Annotated in this window: 20 protein-coding genes; 5 read left to right on the forward strand and 15 right to left on the reverse strand. The window is 66.9% G+C overall.

Annotated features, from left to right (window positions below):
* Both ICN82_RS00995 and ICN82_RS01000 read left to right on the forward strand, forming a co-directional pair.
* The gene (locus ICN82_RS00995) at window positions 1–675 is read left to right on the forward strand and encodes an amino acid ABC transporter permease (RefSeq protein ID WP_193178963.1); all 675 of its coding nucleotides are present in this window, start codon (window positions 1–3) and stop codon (window positions 673–675) included.
* Window positions 672–1,406: an amino acid ABC transporter ATP-binding protein gene (locus ICN82_RS01000; RefSeq protein WP_193178964.1), complete on the forward strand. Its 735-nt coding sequence runs from the start codon at window positions 672–674 to the stop codon at window positions 1,404–1,406. Before ICN82_RS00995 ends, ICN82_RS01000 begins: the two co-directional genes overlap by 4 nt.
* Window positions 1,407–1,439: 33 nt before the next feature.
* Here the strand turns inward: ICN82_RS01000 and ICN82_RS01005 are convergent, their stop codons facing one another.
* The 5 genes from ICN82_RS01005 to uxuA form a co-directional block, all read right to left on the reverse strand.
* Window positions 1,440–2,726: a TRAP transporter large permease gene (locus ICN82_RS01005; RefSeq protein WP_193178965.1), complete on the reverse strand. Its 1,287-nt coding sequence runs from the start codon at window positions 2,724–2,726 to the stop codon at window positions 1,440–1,442.
* Window positions 2,723–3,238, reverse strand: coding sequence for a TRAP transporter small permease (locus ICN82_RS01010; protein ID WP_193178966.1), 516 nt, complete (start codon window positions 3,236–3,238; stop codon window positions 2,723–2,725). The genes ICN82_RS01005 and ICN82_RS01010 overlap by 4 nt, the downstream gene beginning before the upstream one ends.
* 76 nt (window positions 3,239–3,314) lie before the next feature.
* Window positions 3,315–4,286, reverse strand: coding sequence for a C4-dicarboxylate TRAP transporter substrate-binding protein (locus ICN82_RS01015; RefSeq protein ID WP_193178967.1), 972 nt, complete (start codon window positions 4,284–4,286; stop codon window positions 3,315–3,317).
* Between the two features lie 38 nt (window positions 4,287–4,324).
* Window positions 4,325–5,542, reverse strand: coding sequence for an AGE family epimerase/isomerase (locus ICN82_RS01020; protein ID WP_193178968.1), 1,218 nt, complete (start codon window positions 5,540–5,542; stop codon window positions 4,325–4,327).
* Window positions 5,539–6,750 carry a mannonate dehydratase gene (uxuA, locus tag ICN82_RS01025; protein ID WP_193178969.1) on the reverse strand — a complete coding sequence of 404 codons (1,212 nt, stop codon included), beginning with the start codon at window positions 6,748–6,750 and terminating at the stop codon, window positions 5,539–5,541. Before uxuA ends, ICN82_RS01020 begins: the two co-directional genes overlap by 4 nt.
* Before the next feature lie 106 nt (window positions 6,751–6,856).
* Between uxuA and ICN82_RS01030 the strand changes: the two genes are divergently transcribed.
* The 3 genes from ICN82_RS01030 to ICN82_RS01040 all read left to right on the forward strand — a co-directional run bounded on the left by ICN82_RS01030 (window position 6,857) and on the right by ICN82_RS01040 (window position 9,248).
* Window positions 6,857–7,531, forward strand: coding sequence for a GntR family transcriptional regulator (locus tag ICN82_RS01030; protein ID WP_193178970.1), 675 nt, complete (start codon window positions 6,857–6,859; stop codon window positions 7,529–7,531).
* A gap of 162 nt (window positions 7,532–7,693) precedes the next feature.
* Window positions 7,694–8,554, forward strand: coding sequence for a glutathione-dependent disulfide-bond oxidoreductase (gene yghU / locus ICN82_RS01035; RefSeq protein ID WP_193178971.1), 861 nt, complete (start codon window positions 7,694–7,696; stop codon window positions 8,552–8,554).
* A gap of 19 nt (window positions 8,555–8,573) precedes the next feature.
* Complete coding sequence (locus ICN82_RS01040; protein WP_193178972.1) at window positions 8,574–9,248, forward strand: glutathione S-transferase family protein; 675 nt, start codon at window positions 8,574–8,576, stop codon at window positions 9,246–9,248.
* Between the two features lie 36 nt (window positions 9,249–9,284).
* Here the strand turns inward: ICN82_RS01040 and manD are convergent, their stop codons facing one another.
* From manD to ICN82_RS01090, 10 genes are all read right to left on the reverse strand, one after another.
* A complete protein-coding gene (manD, locus tag ICN82_RS01045; RefSeq protein ID WP_193178973.1) occupies window positions 9,285–10,508 on the reverse strand; it encodes a D-mannonate dehydratase ManD in 1,224 nt (407 codons plus the stop codon).
* 19 nt (window positions 10,509–10,527) lie between these two features.
* Entirely contained in the window at window positions 10,528–11,658 is a 1,131-nt protein-coding gene (locus tag ICN82_RS01050) for a Gfo/Idh/MocA family protein (RefSeq protein WP_193178974.1), read from the reverse strand.
* Window positions 11,659–11,703: 45 nt separating this feature from the next.
* Window positions 11,704–12,639, reverse strand: coding sequence for a sugar kinase (locus tag ICN82_RS01055; RefSeq protein WP_193178975.1), 936 nt, complete (start codon window positions 12,637–12,639; stop codon window positions 11,704–11,706).
* Window positions 12,640–12,698: 59 nt separating this feature from the next.
* On the reverse strand, window positions 12,699–14,132 hold the full coding sequence (locus ICN82_RS01060; RefSeq protein ID WP_193178976.1) for a polysaccharide lyase family 7 protein: 1,434 nt from the start codon (window positions 14,130–14,132) through the stop codon (window positions 12,699–12,701).
* A 105-nt stretch (window positions 14,133–14,237) separates the two neighbouring features.
* Complete coding sequence (locus tag ICN82_RS01065) at window positions 14,238–14,981, reverse strand: SDR family NAD(P)-dependent oxidoreductase (RefSeq protein ID WP_193178977.1); 744 nt, start codon at window positions 14,979–14,981, stop codon at window positions 14,238–14,240.
* 42 nt (window positions 14,982–15,023) lie between these two features.
* Window positions 15,024–17,342 (reverse strand): DUF4962 domain-containing protein, encoded by a 2,319-nt coding sequence (locus tag ICN82_RS01070; RefSeq protein ID WP_193178978.1) that lies wholly within the window; start codon window positions 17,340–17,342, stop codon window positions 15,024–15,026.
* Window positions 17,343–17,419: 77 nt separating this feature from the next.
* The gene (locus ICN82_RS01075) at window positions 17,420–18,982 is read right to left on the reverse strand and encodes a type 2 periplasmic-binding domain-containing protein (RefSeq protein ID WP_193178979.1); all 1,563 of its coding nucleotides are present in this window, start codon (window positions 18,980–18,982) and stop codon (window positions 17,420–17,422) included.
* 29 nt (window positions 18,983–19,011) lie between these two features.
* Window positions 19,012–19,893, reverse strand: coding sequence for a carbohydrate ABC transporter permease (locus tag ICN82_RS01080; RefSeq protein ID WP_193178980.1), 882 nt, complete (start codon window positions 19,891–19,893; stop codon window positions 19,012–19,014).
* A gap of 7 nt (window positions 19,894–19,900) precedes the next feature.
* Complete coding sequence (locus ICN82_RS01085; RefSeq protein WP_193178981.1) at window positions 19,901–20,896, reverse strand: ABC transporter permease; 996 nt, start codon at window positions 20,894–20,896, stop codon at window positions 19,901–19,903.
* Complete coding sequence (locus ICN82_RS01090) at window positions 20,893–22,077, reverse strand: ABC transporter ATP-binding protein (protein WP_330998942.1); 1,185 nt, start codon at window positions 22,075–22,077, stop codon at window positions 20,893–20,895. Before ICN82_RS01090 ends, ICN82_RS01085 begins: the two co-directional genes overlap by 4 nt.
* Window positions 22,078–22,205: the final 128 nt, after the last annotated feature.

A 22,205-nucleotide genomic window follows, 5' to 3' on the forward strand; every position in this document is an offset into this window, starting at 1 on the left:
ATGAGGGGACTGGACCTCGACTACATGCTGGGACTGGTCCCGGTCATCCTGTCCTATGTGCCGCTGACCCTGGCCATGGCGGCGGCAGCGATGGTTCTGGCGCTGATCCTTGCGGTGGCGCTGGCGGTGGAACGGGTGATCCGCGTTCCGGTCCTGGACGGGCTGGTCCTGCTGTTCATCAGCTTCTTCCGGGGCACGCCGCTCCTGGTGCAGCTGTTCCTGTTCTATTACGGCCTGCCCCAGGTGATGTCCTTCCTCACCGCCATCGACGGGGTGACGGCCGCGGTCATGGGGCTGACCCTGCATTTCGCCGCCTACATGGCCGAGACGATCCGCGCCGCCATCACCGGGGTGGATCGCAGCCAGTGGGAGGCGGCGCAATCCGTCGGCATGACCCAGGCGCAGATGATGCGCCGCGTGATCCTGCCCCAGGCCGCCCGCATCGCCGCGCCCACGCTGGTCAATTACTTCATCGACATGATCAAGGGCACCTCGCTGGCCTTCACCCTGGGCGTGACCGAGATGATGGGTGCCACCCAGAAGGAGGCCGCCGGCAGCTTCCTCTATTTCGAGGCCTTCCTCGTCGTGGCGATCCTCTACTGGATCATGGTCGAGGGGCTGAGCCAGGCGCAGAAGCGGCTGGAGATCTTCCTGAACAGGGCCTATGCGCGATGATCCGGATCGAGGGACTGACCAAGCGCTTCGGCGCGACGACCGTGCTGGACGGAATCGACCTGCAGATCGGGCGGGGCGAACGCGTCGTGGTGATCGGCCCGTCGGGCACCGGGAAATCGACGCTCCTGCGCTGCGTGAACTTCCTCGACCGGCCGGATGCGGGGCGCATCTCGATCGGCGCCATCTCCGTCGATGCCGCCCGGGCGGGACGGGCCGATATCCTGGCGCTGCGGCGGGCGACGGCCTTCGTCTTCCAGAATTACGGGCTGTTCGCCAATCGCAGCGCGCTGGGGAACATCATGGAGGCGCTGGTCACCGTGCAGAAGCGCCCGCGCGCCGAGGCCGAGGCACGCGCCCGCGAGATCCTTTCCGAAACCGGGCTGGCGGACAAGGCCGACAGCTATCCCGCCAGCCTCTCGGGCGGGCAGCAGCAGCGCGTCGGCATCGGCCGCGCCATGGCCATCGGCGCCGATCTGATGCTGTTCGACGAACCGACCTCGGCGCTGGATCCCGAATGGGTCGGCGAGGTCCTCGACCTGATGCGCTCGGTCGCGCAGACGCGGCAGACCATGCTGATCGTCACCCACGAGATGCGCTTCGCCCGCGAGATCGCCGACCGGGTCGTGTTCATGGATGGCGGGCGGATCGTGGAACAGGGCCCGCCCGCCCGGATCTTCGACGCCCCCCGGGACGCGCGGCTCAGGCGGTTCCTGGCGCGCGTGTCGGGCTGAGCGCCCGGCCCCGCGGGGCCGGGCGCGCGGCCGCTACATCAGCTGGTTGGGCAGATACATCACGACCTGCGGAAACAGGATCATGACCAGTACCGTGATCAGCACCGCCGCGATGAAGGGCAGCGATTCCAGCGTGTATTCCTTGTAGGAACAGCCCAGGATCCCGCAGACGGTGAACATCGACACGCCCACCGGCGGGGTCATGCCGCCGAAGGTCACCAGCGTCATCATGATCAGCCCGAAATGCACCGGGTCGATCCCCGCGGCGGTGACCACCGGAACCAGGATCGGCGTCAGCAGCATGACCAGCACCGTCGCCTCCACCAGCATGCCCAGCACCAGCAGGAACCCCGACACCGCCAGAAGCAGAACCGTCGGATCCGTCACCGCCGTCAGGGCGAATTCGGCGATGTCCTGCGGCACGCGCTCGAAGGTGATGACATAGCCGAACACCCCCGAGAAGATGATGATGATCATGATCATGCCGATGTCGCGGATGCTGCGCAGGCAGGCCTCCAGCACCTTCTGCGGGGTCAGTTCGCGATAGACCAGCATGCCGATCACCAGCGTGTAGGCCACCGCGAAGGCGCCCGCCTCGGAGGGGGTGAAGATGCCGAAGCGGATCCCCAGCAGCAGCCAGACCGGGAACAGCACCGCCCAGAAGGCGCCGCGCAGCTCCACCCAGACCTCGCACAGGCTCGGCGCCCGCGCGGTTTCCGGCCGGTAGTCCCGCCGCCCCGCCACGATCCGCGTGGCGATCATCAGCGCGACGGTCAGCAGGACCCCCGGCACGATCCCGGCGATGAACAGCTTGCCGATGGAAACCTCGCCCAGATAGCCGTAGAGGATCAGCCCCAGGCTGGGCGGGATGGTCGCGGTGATCAGCCCGCCGATGGCCAGAAGCGCGCCGACGAAGCCCGGGCGATAGCCCTTCTCCACCATCGGCACGCCCAGGACGCGGGCCTGCATGGCCGCATCGGCCACGGCCGAGCCCGACACGCCGCCCATCATCGCGCTGAGCAGCAGCGAGGATTGCGCCAGCCCGCCGCGCATCCAGCCCGCCAGCACCGTGGCCAGCCCGATCAGCCGGTGGGTGATCCCCGATCCGTTCATCAGGTTGCCCAGCAGGATGAACAGCGGCACCGCCAGAAGCGGGAAGGACTGGCTGACCGCGACGATCCGCTGCGCGGCGGTGGAATCCGGCAGGAAGGTCGAGGGCATCAGGAAGAAGGACGTCCCCGCGATGCCGATGGCGAAGGCCACGGGCATCCCGATGACGATCAGGACGAGGGTCAAAACCAGGATGAGACCGGAAATCACAGCAGTTCCTCGGAAGTCGTGGCATCCTCCACCCGCGCGATGTCGGGCTCCAGGAGCTTGGAGGGACCCGCGGCGGCCAGCCGGCGCAGGAAGGAGATGGCCAGCAGCGCCGCGCCCACCGGCAGGGCCAGCGTGACCAGCCCGTAGGACAGGCCCGAGGCGCCCAGTTCGCGCTGCCAGTTGCCAAGCGCCAGGTGCCAGCCATGCCAGGCCATGAAGATCAGGAAGGGCAGGATGATGGCCGCGCAAAGCAGCGACAGCGCGGCGCGCCCGCGCGGCGACAGCGCATCGCTGAGCGCCGAGACGCGGATATGTTCGCCCGAGCGCGTGGCGATATCCGCCCCCAGCATGATGGTCCAGATCAGGCACAGCTGCGCATATTGCGGCGCAGCGGCCAGCGGTGCGCCGATGCTGCGGCCGATCCCCGAGGCGAGGACGGCGATCACGACCCCGGCCAGCGCGGCCAGGGTCAGAACCGTCTCTACCCCGTCATAGATTTTCCAGAACCTCATCGGCTCCTCCCTGAAGCTTCGGGGTTGCGCAAGGAAACGGCCCGCCCGGCGGTGGCGCGGGCGGGCCGGGCCGCGCTCAGTCGTCGAGTTCGGCCTCGAGCGCGGCGCGCGCCTCGCTCAGCCCGATCTCGTCATAGACCGGGGCGACCGCCTCGCGGAACGGGGCCAGGTCGACCTCGTTGAAGGTGACCCCGGCGGCTTCCATTTCCGCCTGCACCTCGGCCAGCTTGTCGACGGTCATCTGCGTCGCCGCATCGCCCGCCGCGGCAAGTTCCTCGGTCACGATCGCCTGCAGATCCGCGGGCAGCGCCTGGAACCACTGGTCGGAGGTCACCAGGCCGGTGAACAGCTGGATATGGTTGGTGAAGGCGACATTGGTCGTCACCTCGTGCAGCTTGATCCCGTAGGCCCCGGTCAGCTGCGCCTCCGCCCCGTCGATGGCGTCGAGCTGCAGCGCGGAATAGACCTCGGACCAGGGCATCGGCGCGGGGGTGGCGCCCATCGCGTCGATCGTGGCGACCCAGCCGGGCGCGTCGATGGTGCGCACGCGCACGCCTTCCAGGTCGGCCGGGCTCTCGATCGGCTTGCGAGTGAACATCTGGCGGGTGCCCTGGAACCAGTTGTAATCCAGCAGGCGCAGACCGCTGGCCTCGGCCAGCCCCTCGACCCAGTCCTTGTAGACCTGGGTGTCGGTGATCGCGGCATAGCCGGTATAGTCATCCACCAGATAGGGCGCGGCGAGGATGCCCAGTTCCTTCTGGAACGGCGCCAGGCGGCCGGCATCGACCAGAACGGCAATCGGCGCGCCGTTGCGGATCTGCTCCAGCACGTCATTGTCCTCGCCCAGCTGCGAGCTGGGATAGATGGTGATCTCGATGGCGCCCTCGCTGCGCGCCTCGATCTTCTCCTCGGCCTGCTGCATCGCGATCACCATCGGATCGGTCTGCGGCTGCGAGGTCGACAGCGCCAGCTGGTAATCCGCGGCCAGGACCGGCGCGGCGCCCAGGATCGCCGCAAGCGCGGCGGTGCTGCAAATCAGGTGTTTCATGGTCTACTCTCCCTTTTGGTATGCGTCGGATCCGGTCGTCAGGACCGGGAGGCCGGGGCCGCAAGCGGCCACAGCCCGGCCGAGGCGCCTTCGGTCACGAAAAGCGCCACGTGATACAGAAGCCGGCTGAGCCCCGCGGGCCAGGACACGTTCCCCCCCGCGTCGAACTGGTTGACCCAGGCCGGGCGGCCGTCGCCGTCGAAATAGCGCCCGAAGATCACCTCCGCGATCTGCCGCGCCCGCTCCGCCGCGGCCGCGTCGCCTGTCTCGCGCGCCCGGGCGGCATAGAATTTCCCCGCCTCGGTCAGCGGCCACAGAAGATGCGTCTCCTCCGTCACCCTCCCCTGCGCATCGACGGCGTCGAACAGCGCGCCTTCCATCGGCCCCCTGCCCTGCCAGCCATGCGCGGTGACGAAGCCATGCATCGCCGGGACCAGGCCTGCCGCCCCGGCGCGGCCGGTCAGCAGCGCGTGGCGCTCCAGCAGCCAGGCCCATTCATACTGGTGCCCCGGTTCGCGCCGCAGCCCCGCGGCCGTGTCGAGCGGGCGGAAATCCGGCCCGGTGAATTCGCGCACCGCCCCGGTGGAGGGGTCGATGAAATACCGCTCTGCCACCGCGACCAGCCAGTCGGCGCGATCCGCCCAGATCCGGTCGCCGGTCAGCTCCAGGCATTGCAGCACCGCCTCCAGCAGGTGCATGTGCGGGTTCTGCGCGCGCAGATCATCCGGCCCCGCACCCCGGGCCGCCATGCGGTCATCCTCCCACAGGGCGTCACTGACGCGATCGGTCAGAACCGTGTCGATGAAGTCCCAGCAGCCGTCGATTTCGGCGGCGGCGACGGCCTGCGGATCGGCATCGCGCAGGGTCACCAGCGCCAGCAGCACGAAGGTCTGGTCATAGCTGCGCCGCAGCGCGGCACCGGGATCCTCCAGCGGCGTGCCGTCCGCCGCCACGCTGTAGCGGCAGCCGCCATCGGCATCGCGCAGATGGGCCCGCAGGAAATCGCAGATGCGCCCTGCCGCCGCCACCAGCCGGGCATCGCCCGTCAGCCGCCCCAGATGCGCCAGCATGAAGACCGTGCGCGCCTGGGTCAGCGTGGTGACCGGCCCGCCCTCGCGGGCCAGTTCCTCGATCACCGGGGCCGGATCCGTCCCGGCAGGCAGCGCCAGGTCCAGCCAGGCCGGGATCAGCGCGGAGGCGAAGGCCCCCGCCATCCGGCAGCCCTGCAGGCCGTCGGGCATCGCCACCGCGGTCATGCCCGTGCGGCCCCGTGTTCCAGCGCCGCCATGATGCCGCGCAGTTCCGCCAGCCCCTTGAGCCGCCCGATCGCCGGATAGCCGGGCTGCGCCTTGCGGCCCAGATCGTCGAGGATGTCCTGCCCGTGATCGGGACGGAACGGGATGGAGACATCCGCCCGCCCTGCCGCGCGCCGCCGCGCCTCCTCGGCCACGACCGCCTTCATCAGCGCGACCATGTCCGTGCCGCCGCCCAGATGCTCGGCCTCGTAGAAGGAACACGGGACGGTATCGGTGTCGCGGGTGACATTGCGCAGATGCAGGAAATGCACGCGATCGCCCAGCCGCTCCATCATGCCCGGCAGGTCATTGTCCGGCCGCGCGCCCAGCGAGCCCGAACACAGGGTCACGCCATTGGCGGGCAGGTCCACCGCATCCAGCACCGCGCGGTAATCCGCCTCAGTCGACATGATCCGCGGCAGGCCCAGCAGCGGGAAGGGCGGATCGTCGGGATGACAGCACAGGCGCAGCCCCAGCCGCTCGGCCTCGGGGGCCACCTCGGCGAGGAAATCGATCAGGTGACCGCGCAGCGTCGCCGTCGGCAGCCCGGCATATTCAGCTAGATGCGCGCGCACATCCTCCAGCGTGAACTGCTCGGCCGCACCGGGCAGGCCGCAGACAAGGTTGTCCATCAGCTGCTGCCGGCGGGCCTCGTCCATCGCCGCGAACCGCACCGCCGCCTCGGCCACCACCGCCTCGGGAAAGCTTTCGGCCGCGCCGGGGCGTTGCAGGATGTGGATGTCGAATGCGGCGAAATCCGCCAGGTCGAAACGCATCGCCGTGCCGCCATGGGAAACCTCCCAGGCCAGGTCGGTCCGCGTCCAGTCCAGCACCGGCATGAAGTTGTAGCAGATCACCTCGATCCCGGCACGGGCCAGGTTGGCCATGCTTTCGCGGTAATGCGCGATATGCGTGCGCCAGTCGCCCTGCTGCTTCTTGATGTCCTCGGAAACCGGCAGGCTTTCGACCACCTCCCAGGCCAGGCCCGAGGGGCGGCCGTCGCGGCGGCGCCCGATCTCGTCCTGGCGGCGGCGGATCTCCTCGGGGCTCCAGACCGCCCCCGTGGGCACGTGATGAAGCGCCGAGACGACCCCCTCCACCCCGGCCTGCATCATGTCGTCGATGCCGACCCCGTCCAGCGGACCGAACCATCGCCATGTCTGTCGCATGCGCACCTCCCTCTTCAACTTGGATCCTAGAATCGTCTATCTTGTTTGACAAGTATGGTAGTATGGCTTGCTTGATTTATTTTGGACAGGCCGGTACAGTCCGGGCATGAGCCTCGATCCCTCCTTCGAACTGTCCGCCCCCGTGGGCAGCCAGCTGATCCTGACGCTGCGGCGGCGCATCGTGACCGGCGAACTGGTGCCCGGCACGCGCCTGTCCGAGAAGGAGATCGCCGCCGATTACGGCCTGTCGCGCCAGCCCGTGCGCGAGGCGTTCATCAAGCTCTCCGCCGACCGGCTGGTCGAGGTGCGCCCGCAGCGCGGCACCTTCGTGTGCCGCATCAAGATAGAGGACGTGATGACCTCGCGTTTCGTGCGCGAGGCGGTGGAGGCCGATATCGCCCGGCTTGCCGCGACCCGCGCCGATGATGCCGCCATCCGCCTCTTGCGCGACATGCTGGACCGGCAGCGCGCCAGCCTGGGCGCGGGGGGCCCGGTCTTCATGCAGCTCGACGAACAGTTCCACCGGGCCCTGGCCGAGACCGCCGGACAGGCCGGCGCCTGGCTGCACCTGGAATCGATCAAGATGCACATGGACCGGGTCCGGCACCTGACCGCCGCGGAACTGCCCGTGGCGCCGCTGGTCGATCAGCACGCGGCCATCGTGGAGGCCGTGGCCGCGCGCGATCCCGACCGGGCCGAGGGTGCCGTCCGCGCGCATCTGCGCGGCGTGCTGGAACATCTGGAGGCCATGAAGCTGTCCCTGCCGGATTACTTCATCTGAGCCGCCGGGCCGACCGGCCAGAGCCTTCCGCAATTTTGAGTGATCGCTCCAGTGGTGGCTTGCCGAGGCCTGCCGCGGGACCTAGCCTTCGCCCGAACGCATCAGCGCGGCCCCCGTCCCGAAACAGGCAGGCGGTGCCGCGGCAATCGAAGGAACCGAGCGATGTCCGATTACACCCCGCCCAAGGTCTGGACCTGGGATGCGCAGAGCGGCGGCAACTGGTCCAAGATCAACCGTCCCGTCGCGGGCCCCACCCATGAGGCCGAACTGCCGCTGGGACGCCATCCGATCCAGCTTTATTCGATGGGCACGCCGAACGGCCAGAAGGTGACCATCATGCTCGAGGAGCTGCTGGCGCTGGGTCACGCGGGGGCGGAATACGACGCGCACCTGATCCGCATCGGCGAGGGCGACCAGTTCTCCTCGGGCTTCGTGGCGCTGAACCCCAATTCCAAGATCCCCGCCATGCTGGACCGCGACACCGGCATCCGGGTCTTCGAAAGCGGGTCGATCGTGCTGTACCTGGCCGAGAAATTCGGCGCCTTCCTGCCCTCCGACCCCGCCGCGCGCACCGAGGTGATGAACTGGGTGTTCTGGCTGCAGGGATCGGCCCCCTATCTGGGCGGCGGCTTCGGGCATTTCTATGCCTATGCCCCCGAGAAATTCGAATACGCGATCAACCGCTTCACCATGGAGGCCAAGCGGCAGATGGACGTGCTGGACCGCGAACTGGCGGAGAAGCGCTTTCTCGGCGGCGACAGCTATTCCATCGCCGATATCCTGACCTGGCCCTGGTACGGCAACCTAGTGCTGGGCAAGGCCTATGATGCGGGCGAATTCCTGGATGTGGACAGCTATGCCAATCTGGGCCGCTGGGCCCGCGAGATCCTGGAGCGGCCCGCCGTGCAGCGCGGGCGGATCGTGAACCGCACCTCCGGACCGCTGTCCGAGCAGCTGCATGAACGCCATGACGCCTCGGATTTCGATCTGCGCACCCAGGACAAGATCGCCCCGGAAACCTGACCGGCGCAGAGGAAGAGACATGCTGAAATTCTACTATCACCCGACGCCCAACCCGATGAAGGTCGCGCTGTTCCTGGCCGAGACCGGCCTGCCCTTCGACCTGGTGCCGATCGACACGGCGAAGGGCGAACAGCACGATCCCGCCTTCCGCGCGATCAATCCCAATGGCAAGCTGCCCGCCATCGTCGACGAGGACGGCACCGCAGTTTTCGACAGCACGGCGATCCTTCTCTACCTGTCGGAGAAGACCGGGCGGCTCGGCGCGGCGCCGGAACAGCGCGGCGCCCTCCTGTCATGGCTGATGTTCATCGGCACGGGGCTCGGGCCGTTCTCGGGGCAATCGGTGCATTTCCACCATGCCGCGCCCGAGGAAATCCCCTATGCCCGGAACCGCTACATGAAGGAGGCGCGCCGCCATTACCAGGTGCTGAACGACCATCTGCGGGGCCGCGACTTCATCGTGGGCGACAGCTATTCGATCGCCGACATCTCGGCCTGGGGCTGGGTGATGCGCGCGCCGCGGGTGATGGGCGAGGACGCGCTGGCCGATTTTCCCGAGGTCGCGCGCTGGTTCGAGGCGATCAATGCCCGCCCCGCCGTGGAAGTGGCCGGCCGCATCGCCGAAGGCATTCCCTTCAAGACCCCGGGCGACGCGGCGTCGCTGCGGGCGCTCTATCCCGGCAATTACGCCTGATCCCGGCCGGGGGGCGGCCTGCCGCCCCTCTGCGCCTCAGTAATCCCACATCGTCCCGTCCTCGAGCCGCACCACCGGGTGGCTGCCCGGCGCATAGACGTAGCGCGCGGCGAGGGCCTCGTCGAAATCCACCCCCAGCCCCGGCGCGTCGCTGACATGGAACAGCCCGCCTTCCATGCGGTGATCCGAGGGAAACAGCGCGTCGCATTCGGCCGTGCCCAGCACCAGGTATTCCTGGATGCCGAAATTGGGGGCCCAGGCATTCAGATGCGCCTGCGCCGCCATCGAGACGGGCGAATGGCTGGGGGCGCCGTGGAAACCGGTGCGCACATGATGCATCCCGGCCAGGTCGACGATCCGGCGCACCGGCGTGATCCCCCCGGCATAGGTGACGGCCACGCGGATGAAATCGATCAGCTCCTGCTTGATCAGCCTGTTGCACTGCCAGAGCGACTGGAACACTTCGCCGATGGCGACCGGAACGGTCGAATGCTGCCGCAGCAGCCGCAGCGCATCCTGGTCCTCGGCAGGCGTCGGGTCCTCCAGCCAGAAGAGGTCGGCAGGCTCCACCGCCCGGGCGAAGGCCGCCGCCTCCCGCGGCATCAGCCGGTGATGCACGTCATGCAGGATCTTCAGCTCGGGCCCGAAGCGGTCGCGCAACTCGCACAGGGCGCCGGGCATGTAGCGCAGATAGCGGCCGCTGTCCCAGTATTCGACGCTCGGGCGGAGGCCGCCGAAATCGGTGATGTAATGGCGCGCGCCGCGCGTCCCGGGCACGGCATAGCCCGCCCCCGGCATGCCGGGAATGCCGCATTGCACCCGCACCGCCCTGTAGCCCTCTTCGATGCGGGCGGCCACCGAATCCGCCAGATCCTCCAGGTCCGATCCGGCGGCATGGGCATAGACCAGCGCGCCGTCGCGGCTTCGTCCGCCCAGCAGCTGATGGACCGGCAGCCCGGCGATCTTGCCCTTGATGTCCCACAGCGCCATGTCGATCGCGCCATAGGCGGCCATGGCGATCGGGCCGCCGCGGAAATAGGCCCCGCGATAGAGGAACTGCCAGATATCCTCGCTGTTGCGCGGGTCCATCCCGATGATCGCCGGGATCAGGTAATCGCGCAGATAGGCGGCCGGCAGCGTCTCGCGGTTGTTCAGCGTCGCATCGCCCAGCCCGTAGACGCCCTGATCGGTCAGGATCTTGAGCGTCACGTAGTTCTTGCCCGGCCCGCCGACGAAGACCTTGGCATCGGTAATTTTCATGTCCTGTCCTTCCGCCCGCTCAGTCCAGGCCCGAAACGTCCGTCCAGCCGTCATCGCGGCGGATCAGGTCGATGATCTGCTGATAGCGCGCCCCCTCGCGGAAGGTCGGGTAGGGCTCGACCGGCTCGCCCCGGATGTCGCCGACGAAGGCGCGCGCAAGATAGTGCCAGCACTGCTCGGTCTCGCCCGCCACATCCGGAACGGAGGCCGCGATATCGCCGGGCAGCGGCAGATCCCGCCAGCCCGCCTTCGGCCCCCATAGCGACAGCTGCCCGCTGCCATAGTGTCCCTTGATGTAGATCGCGCCCTTCGCGCCATAGATCACGATGTGATCCTCGTGGAACCGCGGCACCAGCCCGCCATGCTTGAACAGGACGGAGACCGGTTTCTCCGCGAAGGGGCTCTGCAACCGTGCCAGCACGGTATAGGACCATTCGACATCGCTTTCGCCCCATTTCAGCGCGGGATCGCCCAGATCCTCGGGGATGTGGTCCCGCCGCGTGGCGAAGTTGTGCACCCCCTCGACGATCGGCGCCCGGCCCAGGTCGTCGCGCACCTCGCCCATGACCGAGAGGATCTTCTCGCCGGCCACGGCACAGGCGATGGACAGCGTATGGGTGAAGTTGTTGTTCAGCCGTCCGCCGCCGGCGGATTTCTGGTGGGACCAGCCGAAGGGGATGTTGCGGTCCAGGTTGAAATGCGAGATGCACTCGATCTCGGTCGGCGCGCCGATGGCGCCTTCGGCCACCAGTCGTTTCGCGTGCTGCACGCTGGGCGCATAGCGGAAACTGGCGGCATAGGCGGTCTTCACCCCGGCCGCGCGCGCCAGCCGGGCCAGCTCCGCCGCCGTGTCCGCCCGGTCGGTCATCGGCTTGTCGCAGAAGACATGGCAGCCCGCGGCGATGGCCCGGCAGATCGGATCGTAATGCGCGCCGCCCGGCGTGGCGATCGAAACGATGTCGGGCCGGCACCGCTCCAGCGCCGCCTGCCAATCCGTGCCGGCGAAGGGGATGCCCTTCCGCCGTGCCACGTCCTCGGTCACATGGGGCGTGCGCCCGACGATGCCCGCGATCTCGCATCCCGCCGCGCGGAAGGCATCGGCATGGCCCTCGCCGGCGAAACCGGTTCCGGCAATCAGGACTTTCAGCATGTCGTCATCTCCTTCCGGCCGCGTCCTGCGCGGCCAGCCCCCGTGTCAAAGCACAGCGGCGTCCTTCAGCGGCACCAGCGCGCCGCGCCCGCCGATGCAGTGGCGCGCCATGGCCGCCGCGGCGAGGATGCGGTCGCGGATCGTCATCCCTTCGTCGCCCAGGCAGGCCAGGTAGACCGCGTTGAAACTGTCGCCCGCCGAGGTGGTGTCGACCACCTCCGCGGCGGCGGGGATCTCGACCACGCCCTGCGCGGCGCCTTCGAGGTAATGGACCGCCCCCGGCCCGTTCTTCACCGTCACCGCCAGCGTCCCGGCCGCGCGGTAGCGCGCGATCGTCGCCTGCGGATCGGCATCGCCGAAATGGGTCGCCTCATCCTCGAAGGAGGGCAGCACCAGGTCGCTCAGCGCCGCCGCCTGCATGGTCCGGTCGCGCATCGTGGCGGCATCCTCCCACAGGCGCGGACGCAGGTTGGGATCGAAGGCCACCAGCCGCCCCTGCACGCGGGCCCGTTCCAGCGCCCTGAACAGCCGCGTCCGCGCGGGATCCGACAGGATCGCCAGGGTGATCCCCGAGAAATAGATCGTGTCCGCCTCGGCCATCGCCTGATCCAGGCGGCGCGAATTCTCCGCAAGCAGCCGCGCCGCCGACATGTCCCGCCAATAGGAGAAGCTGCGTTCGCCATCCTTCAGCGCGATCAGGTACAGCCCCATCGTCCCGCCCGGCACCTGCCGCACGAAACGCCGGTCGATCCCGGTCTCGTCGAGGAAGGCCAGGAACCGGTCGGAGACGGCATCGTCGCCGATGGCCGTCAGGTAGGAGACCAGCGCCTGTGGCCGGACCTGGCGGATGTACCAGGCGGTGTTGAACGTGTCCCCGGCAAAGCCGCGGCGATAGGCCTCCGCCTCCCCGGCGGGACTGAACTCGATCATGCATTCGCCGATGGCGAGGATCCGGGGAGTGGATGGCGGAGATTGATCCATGGGATGCCCTGCTGCTGTCCTGCCGCGAAGGGGCCGCCGCAAAGGCGGCCCCGCCCGGCTCATTCGTGCTCGACCTCGAGCTTGTAGAAGGTGACCTGGTCGAAATCGCGCTCCGGCCAGGTGGTGGTGTTGTTCTGCGAATAGGCCCCGGCCTTGAAATACATGAAGTCCTTGCCGTGGGAGTAGCCGCTGTCGCTCATGTCGAAGGGTTCGGCCTCGATCACGCTGCCGTCGTCGCGGGTGATGGTGACATGCAGCATCGGGCGCGCCGTGCCGTCGTCATCCTCGGTGCTGACGCGGATCTCGTAGGAGAAGACCTCGTCCAGCGCGATCCCGTCCTCGGGGTTGGGCGCCATGTCGCCGCGATCGCCGATGACCTCGACATACAGGTCGTCCTGCTCGACCGGCTCATGGGCGAAATAGATCGAGCCGAACTTGTTGGTCGGCAGCTTGCGGTAATAGAGCCGGATGGGTTCGTCATCCTTGGCATGGATCTGCCCGATGATGACCCGGCCGACCTTGCCGCGTTCGCCGATGCGGGTGACCTGGTTGACCGCCAGCGTGGCGCGCATCGTGCCGTCGACGCCGCCGGCCAGCTCCTGCGCCTCGGCGGGTGCCGTGCCGAAGACCCAGTTGTTCTTGTTCGGCGTGCCGTCATCGATGCGGGTGGAGATGCTTTCGTCGCCGCCGCGCATCATCTCGCGCAGCTCGCTGCGCACATAGCTGGAATTCTGGGTCGTGACGCCGCCGGGCACGGCACGGAACACCATGCCGCCGGTCACCGGGTCGGTGTAGAAGAAATCGGGATCCGACCAGCCCTGAAGGTCGTTCTCCTCGATCTCGTCGACCTTGCCGTTGCCGTCGCGATCCACCGGCAGCGTGATCTTCCACCGCGTCAGGTCGAAATTTTCGCTGGGCGGGGCATCGGTCCTCAGCCCGTAGGCGCTCAGCCCCGCGACCCGCGCTCCGTCGCTGCCGTCGCCGGAGGCCGCCATCTCGCCGGAGCCGCAGCCATAGACCTGCACCTCCAGCACGCTGTTCCATTCGCTGCCCTCGTTGCCCAGCCCCACGACGCGCAGATAGCGGGCCTCGACATCCTCGATATCCACGCGCTCGATCGCGGTGGTGCCGCCCTGGCTGGTGGTCTCGCCCAGCACCGGCGCGAAGGTCTCGCCGTCCATCGAGGCCTCCAGCCGGAACATGTTCCGCCGCTCGTCGCCCTTGTAGAAGGCAAGCCCGGCCTCGCGCAGCTGCTGCGCCTCGCCCAGATCCAGGGTCAGCGTCTTGCCGGCCCCTTTCGAGGACCAGCGCGAATCCGGGTCGAACATGCCGTCCACGGCGTATTCCGGGCCGTAGGACCCGTCGAAGCTGCCGTCATCGACGGCCGAGACCACGCGCAGCTGCGCGGGATCGGTGCAGGCGGTCTGCGCCAGGGCAGCCCCGCCCATGAGCGCCAGGGCGGCGGTGCCGCAGGCAAGTGTCAAGCGTTGCAAGATGAATCCTCCCGGATGATGATGACGGGCCCCGCGGGGCCTCCTCCCGTCCCTGTCCGGCAGCCGCCACGGCGGCGCCTGCCGGGATGTTCCGCAGGCAGCCGCTCAGCTGAAGAGCATGCCGCCGTTGATGTCGATATTCGTGCCCGTGATGAAGGCGGAGTCGTCGCTGACCAGGAACAGCACCGCATTGGCGATGTCCTCGGGCAGGCCCTGGCGCCGGACCGGGGTGGCGGCCTCCACGTTGCGGCGCACCTCGTCGCGGGTGAAGACATTGTGGAAATCGGTGTCGATCATGCCCGGGCACAGCGCGTTGACCCGGATATTCGGCCCCAGTTCCTTGGCCAGCCCCCGCGTCAGCGTCATCACCGCCCCCTTCGAGGCGGCATAGGCCGCAGCCCCCGGACCGCCGCCATCGCGCCCCGCCTGGCTGGCAAGGTTCACGATCGTGCCGTAATCCATGAATTTCAGGCTTTCATGGATCATCAGGAAGGTGCTGGTCAGGTTCAGGTCCATGACCTTGTTCCAGTGTTCCAGCGTCATCTCGGCGATCGGCACCCGCGCGATCAGCCCCCCGGAATTGTTCACCAGGATATTCAGCCCGCCGAAGGTCTCCACCGTCCTGGCCACCAGCGCGATGACCTGTTCGGGGTCGTTGAGGTCGCCCTGCATGGCAAAGGCCTGCCCCCCCGCGGCGCGGATCTTTTCCACAACCGCATCCGCCCCGGCGGAGGAGGAGAAATAGTTGACGGCCACATTCGCGCCCTCGGCGGCCAGCTTCAATGCGCAGGCCGCGCCGATATCGCGCCCGCCACCGGTGACGATGGCGGTCTGTCCCTTGAGTTTCATGATCTGTCCTTCTCGTCTTGCCCGGTCCCGGGCCGCGGTCGCTCAGGTATTGGCCAGCTTCTTCATCACGACCTTGAAGCTGTTCTCGTCGGCATCGGTGAAATACAGGTCCGCGTCATAGCCCTGATCGTCCATGAAGTTGAAAATCCGCTGCGGCTCCTCCAGCCTGTAGGGCACCAGCAGCGTGGCGATGCGGTGGCGCGTGGCGGCCGGGTAGCGCGCGGTCAGGCAGGTGCTGACCGGCAGGCCCTCGTATTCCGCCGGATCGACATCGGGGAACCCGGTCTCCTGGCTCAGCTCGGGCTTGCCGCCCTCGGACCACACGACCTGCCCGTAGAACCCCGCGCGCTCTCCCTTGTAGCGGAATGAATTGGTGCCCAGCTCGTAGCGGCCATTGGCATGCAGCAGCCAGTCCAGGCTAACCGGCTCGGAGGCATCCACCTTGTCGACGATCACGAAATAGCTGCCGCGCACGAAATAGACCTCGCGTTCGGCGCGCGTCACCTCGGGAGAGAGGCTCTGATAGGCGGCGGTCGCATCGCCATGGATGAAGATGTGGTCCTCGCGCTGCTCGGCGGCCAGGATCCGGCCCGAGGCGGCCATCGCCCGCGCCTTGTCCTTCTCGGCATACTGGCCCTTGCCGTTGATCAGGATCGCATTCTTGGACCGGGTCTGGCGCCGCCACAGCCGGTGCATGGTGGAATTGAAGGCGACATAGTACCCGGACTGGATCGCCAGGTCCTCGCCGAAGGCCGCCATGCAGAAGGCATTCTGGTCGCCATGGCTGTGGCTGATCGACCCGAAGGGCGAGGATTTGAACACGAATTGCACATGCTTGTCGGGATCGGCCATCTCGTGCTGGACCCCGACCCAGCCGATGCCGCGGAAATGGCGCAGCCCGCTTTCCGGCGCGGTCGCCTCCACCACCGGGAAGTCGGTGCGGAAGGTCAGCTCGTCGAAATTCGTGTCCCACCAGCCCCAATTGTAGAACGCGCCTTCCGTGCCCGGGTTCAGGCGCAGGTTCTCGTCGCAATACCACTGGTAAGCGCCCTTGCCCGTAACGCCCGCGAACTGGCGCATGTTCAGCCCGGTCTTGATGCAGGGCAGGTCGCCCTGGGTGCTGTCATCGCCGAAACTGGCCCGGCGCGTGTTGGGCGCCTTGCAATACAGCGGGAAATCCCCGGTATTCTGGAAGAAGGGCCGCGCATACAGGTCGAGCCCGGCGAAGGATTTCAGCCGGTTGGCCGCCTCGATCAGATAGGCGATGCCCATCATCCAGTAATTGGTGCCCTCCGCCCAGCCGCCATCGGCATCGCCCCAGGGCGAATAGACGGTGAACAGGAACTCGATGCAGTAATCCAGCCAGGCGCGCGCCTCGCCGTCCTCATCCTCGTCGAGAAGCGCGATGCAGGCCGGAACCAGCGTCAGCGAGACCGACCGGACCGCGTGGCTGTCATAGGGAAACAGATGGATCTTGGCGTTGACGATGGCATGTTCGGCAATGTCGCGGGTCCGCGCCAGCAGCGCGTCGCGCACGGTCGCGCGCTCCTGCGCGTCCAGATCGTCATGCAGCCAGTCATAGCCCCAGGCGAGGGCGTTGTTCACCCGGTAGGCCCATTCGTCCGTATAGGCGCGCGAGGTGACGCCCATCGGATCCCAGGAGGCGATTTCCAGCAGCCATTCCTTCGCCCGCGCCGTCATCGCGGCATCGCCCGTCACCTTGCCGCCGATGGCCAGGTGCCGCACGGCATACATGCATTCCTGCAGCTCGATATAGGTCTTGCGCCAGACCGGCGCGACGCGCTTGTGACCGGGATAGCCCGCGGGTTCGCGCATGATCTCGCGATCCATCCAGGGCAGGACGGATTTGTCGTAGAAGGTCTGCCATGTGCAATGCGCCGGGTCGGCGGCAATGGCGGCACGGAATTCCGGCAGCCGCGCGGCCCCCATCCACAGCCGGGGATGGGCCATGTCCGCGGAGGCGTAGCGCGCCGCGCGCGCGGGCAGCGGCGTCTCGGGCAGACCCGCGGCGATGGCGAAGCTGCGCACGGAACTCCAGGCGCTGGCGGGGCGGCCGGCATCGTCGCAGACCGCGTAGCTCCAGTAATGGACCCCCTCGGGCAGAACGGTGTCGGGGGTGAAGAAATTCAGGTCGATCGGGCCGAAGAGCCGGGTCCCCTCGGAGGGGAAATCGGGATCCTGCGACAGGCGCAGCACATAGCGCGCCGTGTCCTCGATGACGGGCAGCCAGGTGAAACGCGGCGGGTTCTCGCGGATCTCCGAACTGTCATCCGGGGCGTAGCTGATCGTCAGGCGGCCCGCGCGCGGTTCGTCGAGATCGGGGGTGATGGTGCCGAGCATGGGGCGTCTTTCCGGTTCGTGTCTTTGGGAAGGCAGGCACGGCGGGGGAAGAGTCCGCCGTGCCCTTGGGGAACTGCTCAGTTGTACTGGCGCTGATAGGCGCTGTTCATCGCCTCCAGCACCTGCGGCAGCCCCATCCGGTCGAGGGTGGAGACATAGCTGTCCCAGTCGGCGGTCACATCGCCCGAACCGAGGATCCAGGCCTGCTGGCGTTCCAGCATGTAGGTCTGGATCGACGGCCAGAAGCGGTCATAGACCTCCTGCTCGTCCTTGTTCAGCGCGACGCCGAGGAACTGGTCGACCAGCAGATCCTCCGTGTCATAGAGCTTGATCCCCTCGCGCGCGCCCTCGGAGGTCCACTGCCATTCATAGCGGTAGTCCATCCAGTAGCCGCGGTAGATCTGCGCGCCTTCCAGGTACATCTGGCTGTTAACCGGCGTGCTGCTGGAAAGCACCTCGTCGGTGAAGACGGGCTCGCCGTCGACCATGTTCCAGGTCTTGCCCTCGACCCCGAAATTCGACAGGTTCCGGCCCTCTTCGGTGAACCAGTAGTCGAAATAGCGGATCGTCTCCTCCGGGTGCTCGTTGGAGAAGGAGATCGCCCAGCCATCCGGCTTGATCGGGATGCGGCGATGTTCCTCCATGCGCACCCCGCCCGCGGATTCCGGCGGCAGGAAGGGCGAGAAGTCGAAGCCCGGGATCTTGTCGGCCAGCGCCTGGTTGTAGCCCGAGGTCGAGGCGAACCAGTCATGGGTCACCCCGCCCAGGTTCTCGCCCAGCAGGTATTCGCGCGAGGAGGAGCCGCGGGTGAAGATCTCGGGATCGATCAGGCCCTCGGCATACCATTTCGCGATATTGGCGATGCCGTCGCGATAGGCCTCCACCGCATAGGGATGCACCACCTCGCCGTCATCGACGTAGAAGTCGTGATAGGTGTCGGATCCCGACGAGCGCGCATCCCACAGGGTCAGCAGGCGCAGCACCTCTTCCCAGTCGCGGGCGAAATAGGGCACTTCGTCCTTCTGGCCGTTGCCGTTGGGATCCTGGTCGCGGAAGGCCTTGAGCACCTCGTAGAGCTCGTCGACATTGTCCGGCGTCTCCAGCCCCAGCTTGTCCAGCCAGTCGCGGCGGATGTACCAGGCGCGGCCGTATTTGCCGTCGGGCAGGTAGGGGATGTAGTACATCTTGCCGTCATGGGCCGAGATCGCTTGCCGCAGCTCCGGGCGCTCGTCGAAGAAGGCCTTGATATGCGGCGCGTGTTCCTCGATCAGATCGTCCAGCGGCTGGAAGGCGCCTTCGGGGCCGTACTGGTTCACCGGCTGCTGGATGCGGTTGCCGCCGACGATATCGGGCAGCTTGCCCTGCGCCAGGAGCAGGTTCATCGCCTCGTTATTGTCCTTGGTGTTCTTCCCGGCCGTGGCGTCGATCAGCCAGATGCCGGTCTTCTCGCGGGCGACTTCCTCCACCGGGTAGATCTTGCTGGTATCGCCGCCGACCCCGTAGCCCTGGGCGCGCGGCCAGTGCATGTGGATGGTCAGTTCCAGCGGCTCGTCGACGATCGGAAATCCGTCATCGGCCAGTGTCGGCGATGTCAGGGCCGTGCAGGCGAGCGCCGCGGCAAGGCTGGTCCGGATACGCATGTGTTTTCCTCCCGGTATGCGTGCGTGGATCATTCCTTCACCCCTCCCATGAGGATTCCCTTGGTGAAGTATTTCATCATGAACGGGTAGATCAGCAGGATCGGGATGATCGAGCAGACGATGATCGCCGCGCTGACCGTCTCGAAGCTGTAGGCCGAGGTCATCAGCGAGGAGGCGAATTCCTCGTTATCCGTCAGATCGGCGATGGTCTGGCGCAGATAGACCTGCAGCGGGACCTTCTCGGTATCCTGAAGCAGCACCATCGCCCAGAAGAAGCCGTTCCAGCGCGACACGATGCAGAACAGCGCGACAGTCGCGATGGCGGGTTTCGACAGCGGCACGAAGACCTTCCACAGCACCTGGAACTCGTTGGCCCCGTCCATCCGCGCGGCCTCCTCGAAGCTTTTCGGGATCGCCTCGAAGAAGTTGCGCAGCAGGATGATGTTGAAGCCGTTGACCGCGAAGCCGATGATGATGCCGAAATAGCTGTCCAGCAGCCCCAGGTCCCGCATGTTCAGGAAGAACGGGATCAGCCCGGCATTGAACCACATGGTGAAGGCCACCATCAGGTTCCAGAACCGCCGCCCGTACAGCTGCGGCTTGGACAGCGCATAGGCGCCGGGGATGATGAAGATCAGCGAGGTGATCGTGCCGAAGATCGTGTAGATGAACGTGTTCTTGTAGCTGATCCAGAACATCGGTTCGCTCAGCACGCGCTTGTAGGCCTCGATGGTGAAGCCCACCGGGGTCAGGATGACATTCCCGGCCCGTGCCTCGAAGCCGGAGCTGAAGGACAGCGACGTGATGTAGATGAACGGATACAGCGTCGAGAGCGTGAACAGCCCGATCAGCACCATGTTGACGATGACGAACAGACGGTCGCCGCGGGAATAGAGATGAAGCTTGTTCATGGCGCGGTCACCAGAGCGAGGTGCGCGAGAAGCGCTTGGACAGGGTGTTGGCGGAGATCACGAGCACGAAGGCCATCACCGCGTTGAACAGGCCGGCCGCGGCGGCAAGGTCGTACTGACCGCCCTGGATGCCCTGCCGGTAGATGAAGGTGTTGACCACGTCGCCCGTCGCATAGGTCGCCGGCTGGTACAGCAGGATGATCATCTCGAAGCTGATCTCGAGAATGTTGCCGATGCGGATGATCAGCATGATGATGATCGTCGGCAGGATGCTGGGAATGGTGATCTTCCAGATCATCTGCCAGCGGCTGGCCCCGTCGACCACCGCGCTTTCGTAGAGCGTCGGCGAAATCCCCGCGATGGCGGCCAGATAGACGATCGACTGGAACCCCGCCTCCTGCCAGATGCCGGTGCCGATGAAGATCGGGCGGAACCATTCGGGCTTGGTCAGGAAGTAGATCGGATCGACCCCGAACCATCCCAGGAAGGTGTTCACGATCCCCGCCGAGGGCGAGAAGGCCGTGATGACGATCCCCGCGATGATCACCGAGCTGATGAAATGCGGCAGATAGACGATGGTCTGGGCGGTCTTGCGGTACCAGGGGCTGAGGATCTCGTTGAACATCACCGCCAGCAGGATCGGCACCGGGAACCCGAAGAGCAGCCCGTAGGCGCTCATGATCACCGTGTTCTTCAGCGCCCGCAGGAACTGGTCGTTGTTGAACAGGGTCTGGAAATGCTCCAGCCCGATCCAGGGGCTGCCGGAAATGCCCCGGAAGATGGAGTAGTCCTTGAAGGCGATCTGCAGCCCGTACATCGGCTTGTAGAGGAAGACGAGCAGCCAGATCACCGTCGGGATCAGCATGACGTAAAGCTGCCATTCGCGTTTGAGGTGGTCGCCCACCCGCGCGACCCGGCTGGGGGCGCGCTCGCGCTGCGCCTCGCGGGCCTCGATCACCAGTTCCTCGGTGCGATTGCCCTGTATCTCGGGGACATGGGTCATTGCGCGGCCGCCTCCGCGCCGAAGCTCAGCGCCTCGCCTGCCCGCTGGCCCGGCAGCGCGCGGCCGCTGCGGGCATCGAAGAGGCGCAGCAGGTCGGGACGCACGGCAAAGCTGACCCGGCTGCCGACCTTCAGCGGCTGGCCGATCGTCTCGGCGCGGATGACGAAGGGATCGTCGCCCAGCATGCAGTGGATCAGCGCCTCGGAGCCCAGGGTCTCCACCAGGTCGACATCGACCTGCATGGTGCCCGGTTCCGGCGCGGTGCGCAGCTCGGCATATTCGGGACGGATGCCGATCACGATCTCCTGCCCCGGGCGCAGCGCCTCCAGAGCCGGAAGCGGCAGGCTCTGGCCCTTGAATTCCGCGATCGGCCCGCCCTCGCCCGCCACGACGGTGGCGCGCTGCATGTTCATCGGCGGCGAGCCGAGAAAGCCCGCGACGAAGGTGTTGACCGGGTTCAGGAACAGCTCCATCGGGGTGCCGACCTGCTCGATCCGGCCGTCATGCATCACCACGATCCGGTCGGCGAGGGTCATCGCCTCCACCTGGTCATGGGTGACGTAGATCGAGGTCGCGCCCAGCCGGTTGTGCAGGCGCTTGATCTCGGCGCGCATCTGCGTGCGCAGCTTGGCATCGAGGTTCGACAGCGGTTCGTCGAAGAGGAAGACCTTGGGCCTGCGCACGATGGCGCGCCCCATGGCGACGCGCTGGCGCTGGCCGCCGGAGAGGTCGGCCGGACGGCGCTCCAGGTAGTCGGTCAGCCCCAGGATGCCGCCGACCTCGTCGACGGAACTCTTGATGAGCTCCTTCTTCTCCTTGCGGATCCGCAGGCCGAAGGCGATGTTCTCCGCCACGTTCAGATGCGGGTAGAGCGCGTAGTTCTGGAACACCATCGCCACGTCGCGATCCTTGGGCGCGACGCGGTTCATCTTGCGACCGTCGATGGTCAGCGTGCCGCCGGAGATTTCCTCCAGCCCCGCGATCATCCTCAGCGTCGTCGACTTGCCGCAGCCCGAAGGCCCCACAAGCACGACGAACTCGCCCTCCTGCACGTCCAGTTCGATCCCGTGGACAACTTGCACTGCACCATAAGCTTTTACGATTCCATCCAGACGGACACCGGACATCGCATTCCTCCCAAAAAGGCCGCCCGCAGTGCGGACGGCTGGTCCTCGGGGCATTGGTGGCCGGGTTTTCACCGATCGTCAAGACTTGTATCCTAGTTTTTATCCTAGACGAATACGGGTGGGCCCAATGCCGCGCCCCGCAGACCCCGCTGGCCTTGCGGCGTCCGCTTATATATATGCAA

The organism is Mangrovicoccus algicola, assembly GCF_014903745.1.
GTDB classification, from domain to species: domain Bacteria; phylum Pseudomonadota; class Alphaproteobacteria; order Rhodobacterales; family Rhodobacteraceae; genus Mangrovicoccus; species Mangrovicoccus algicola.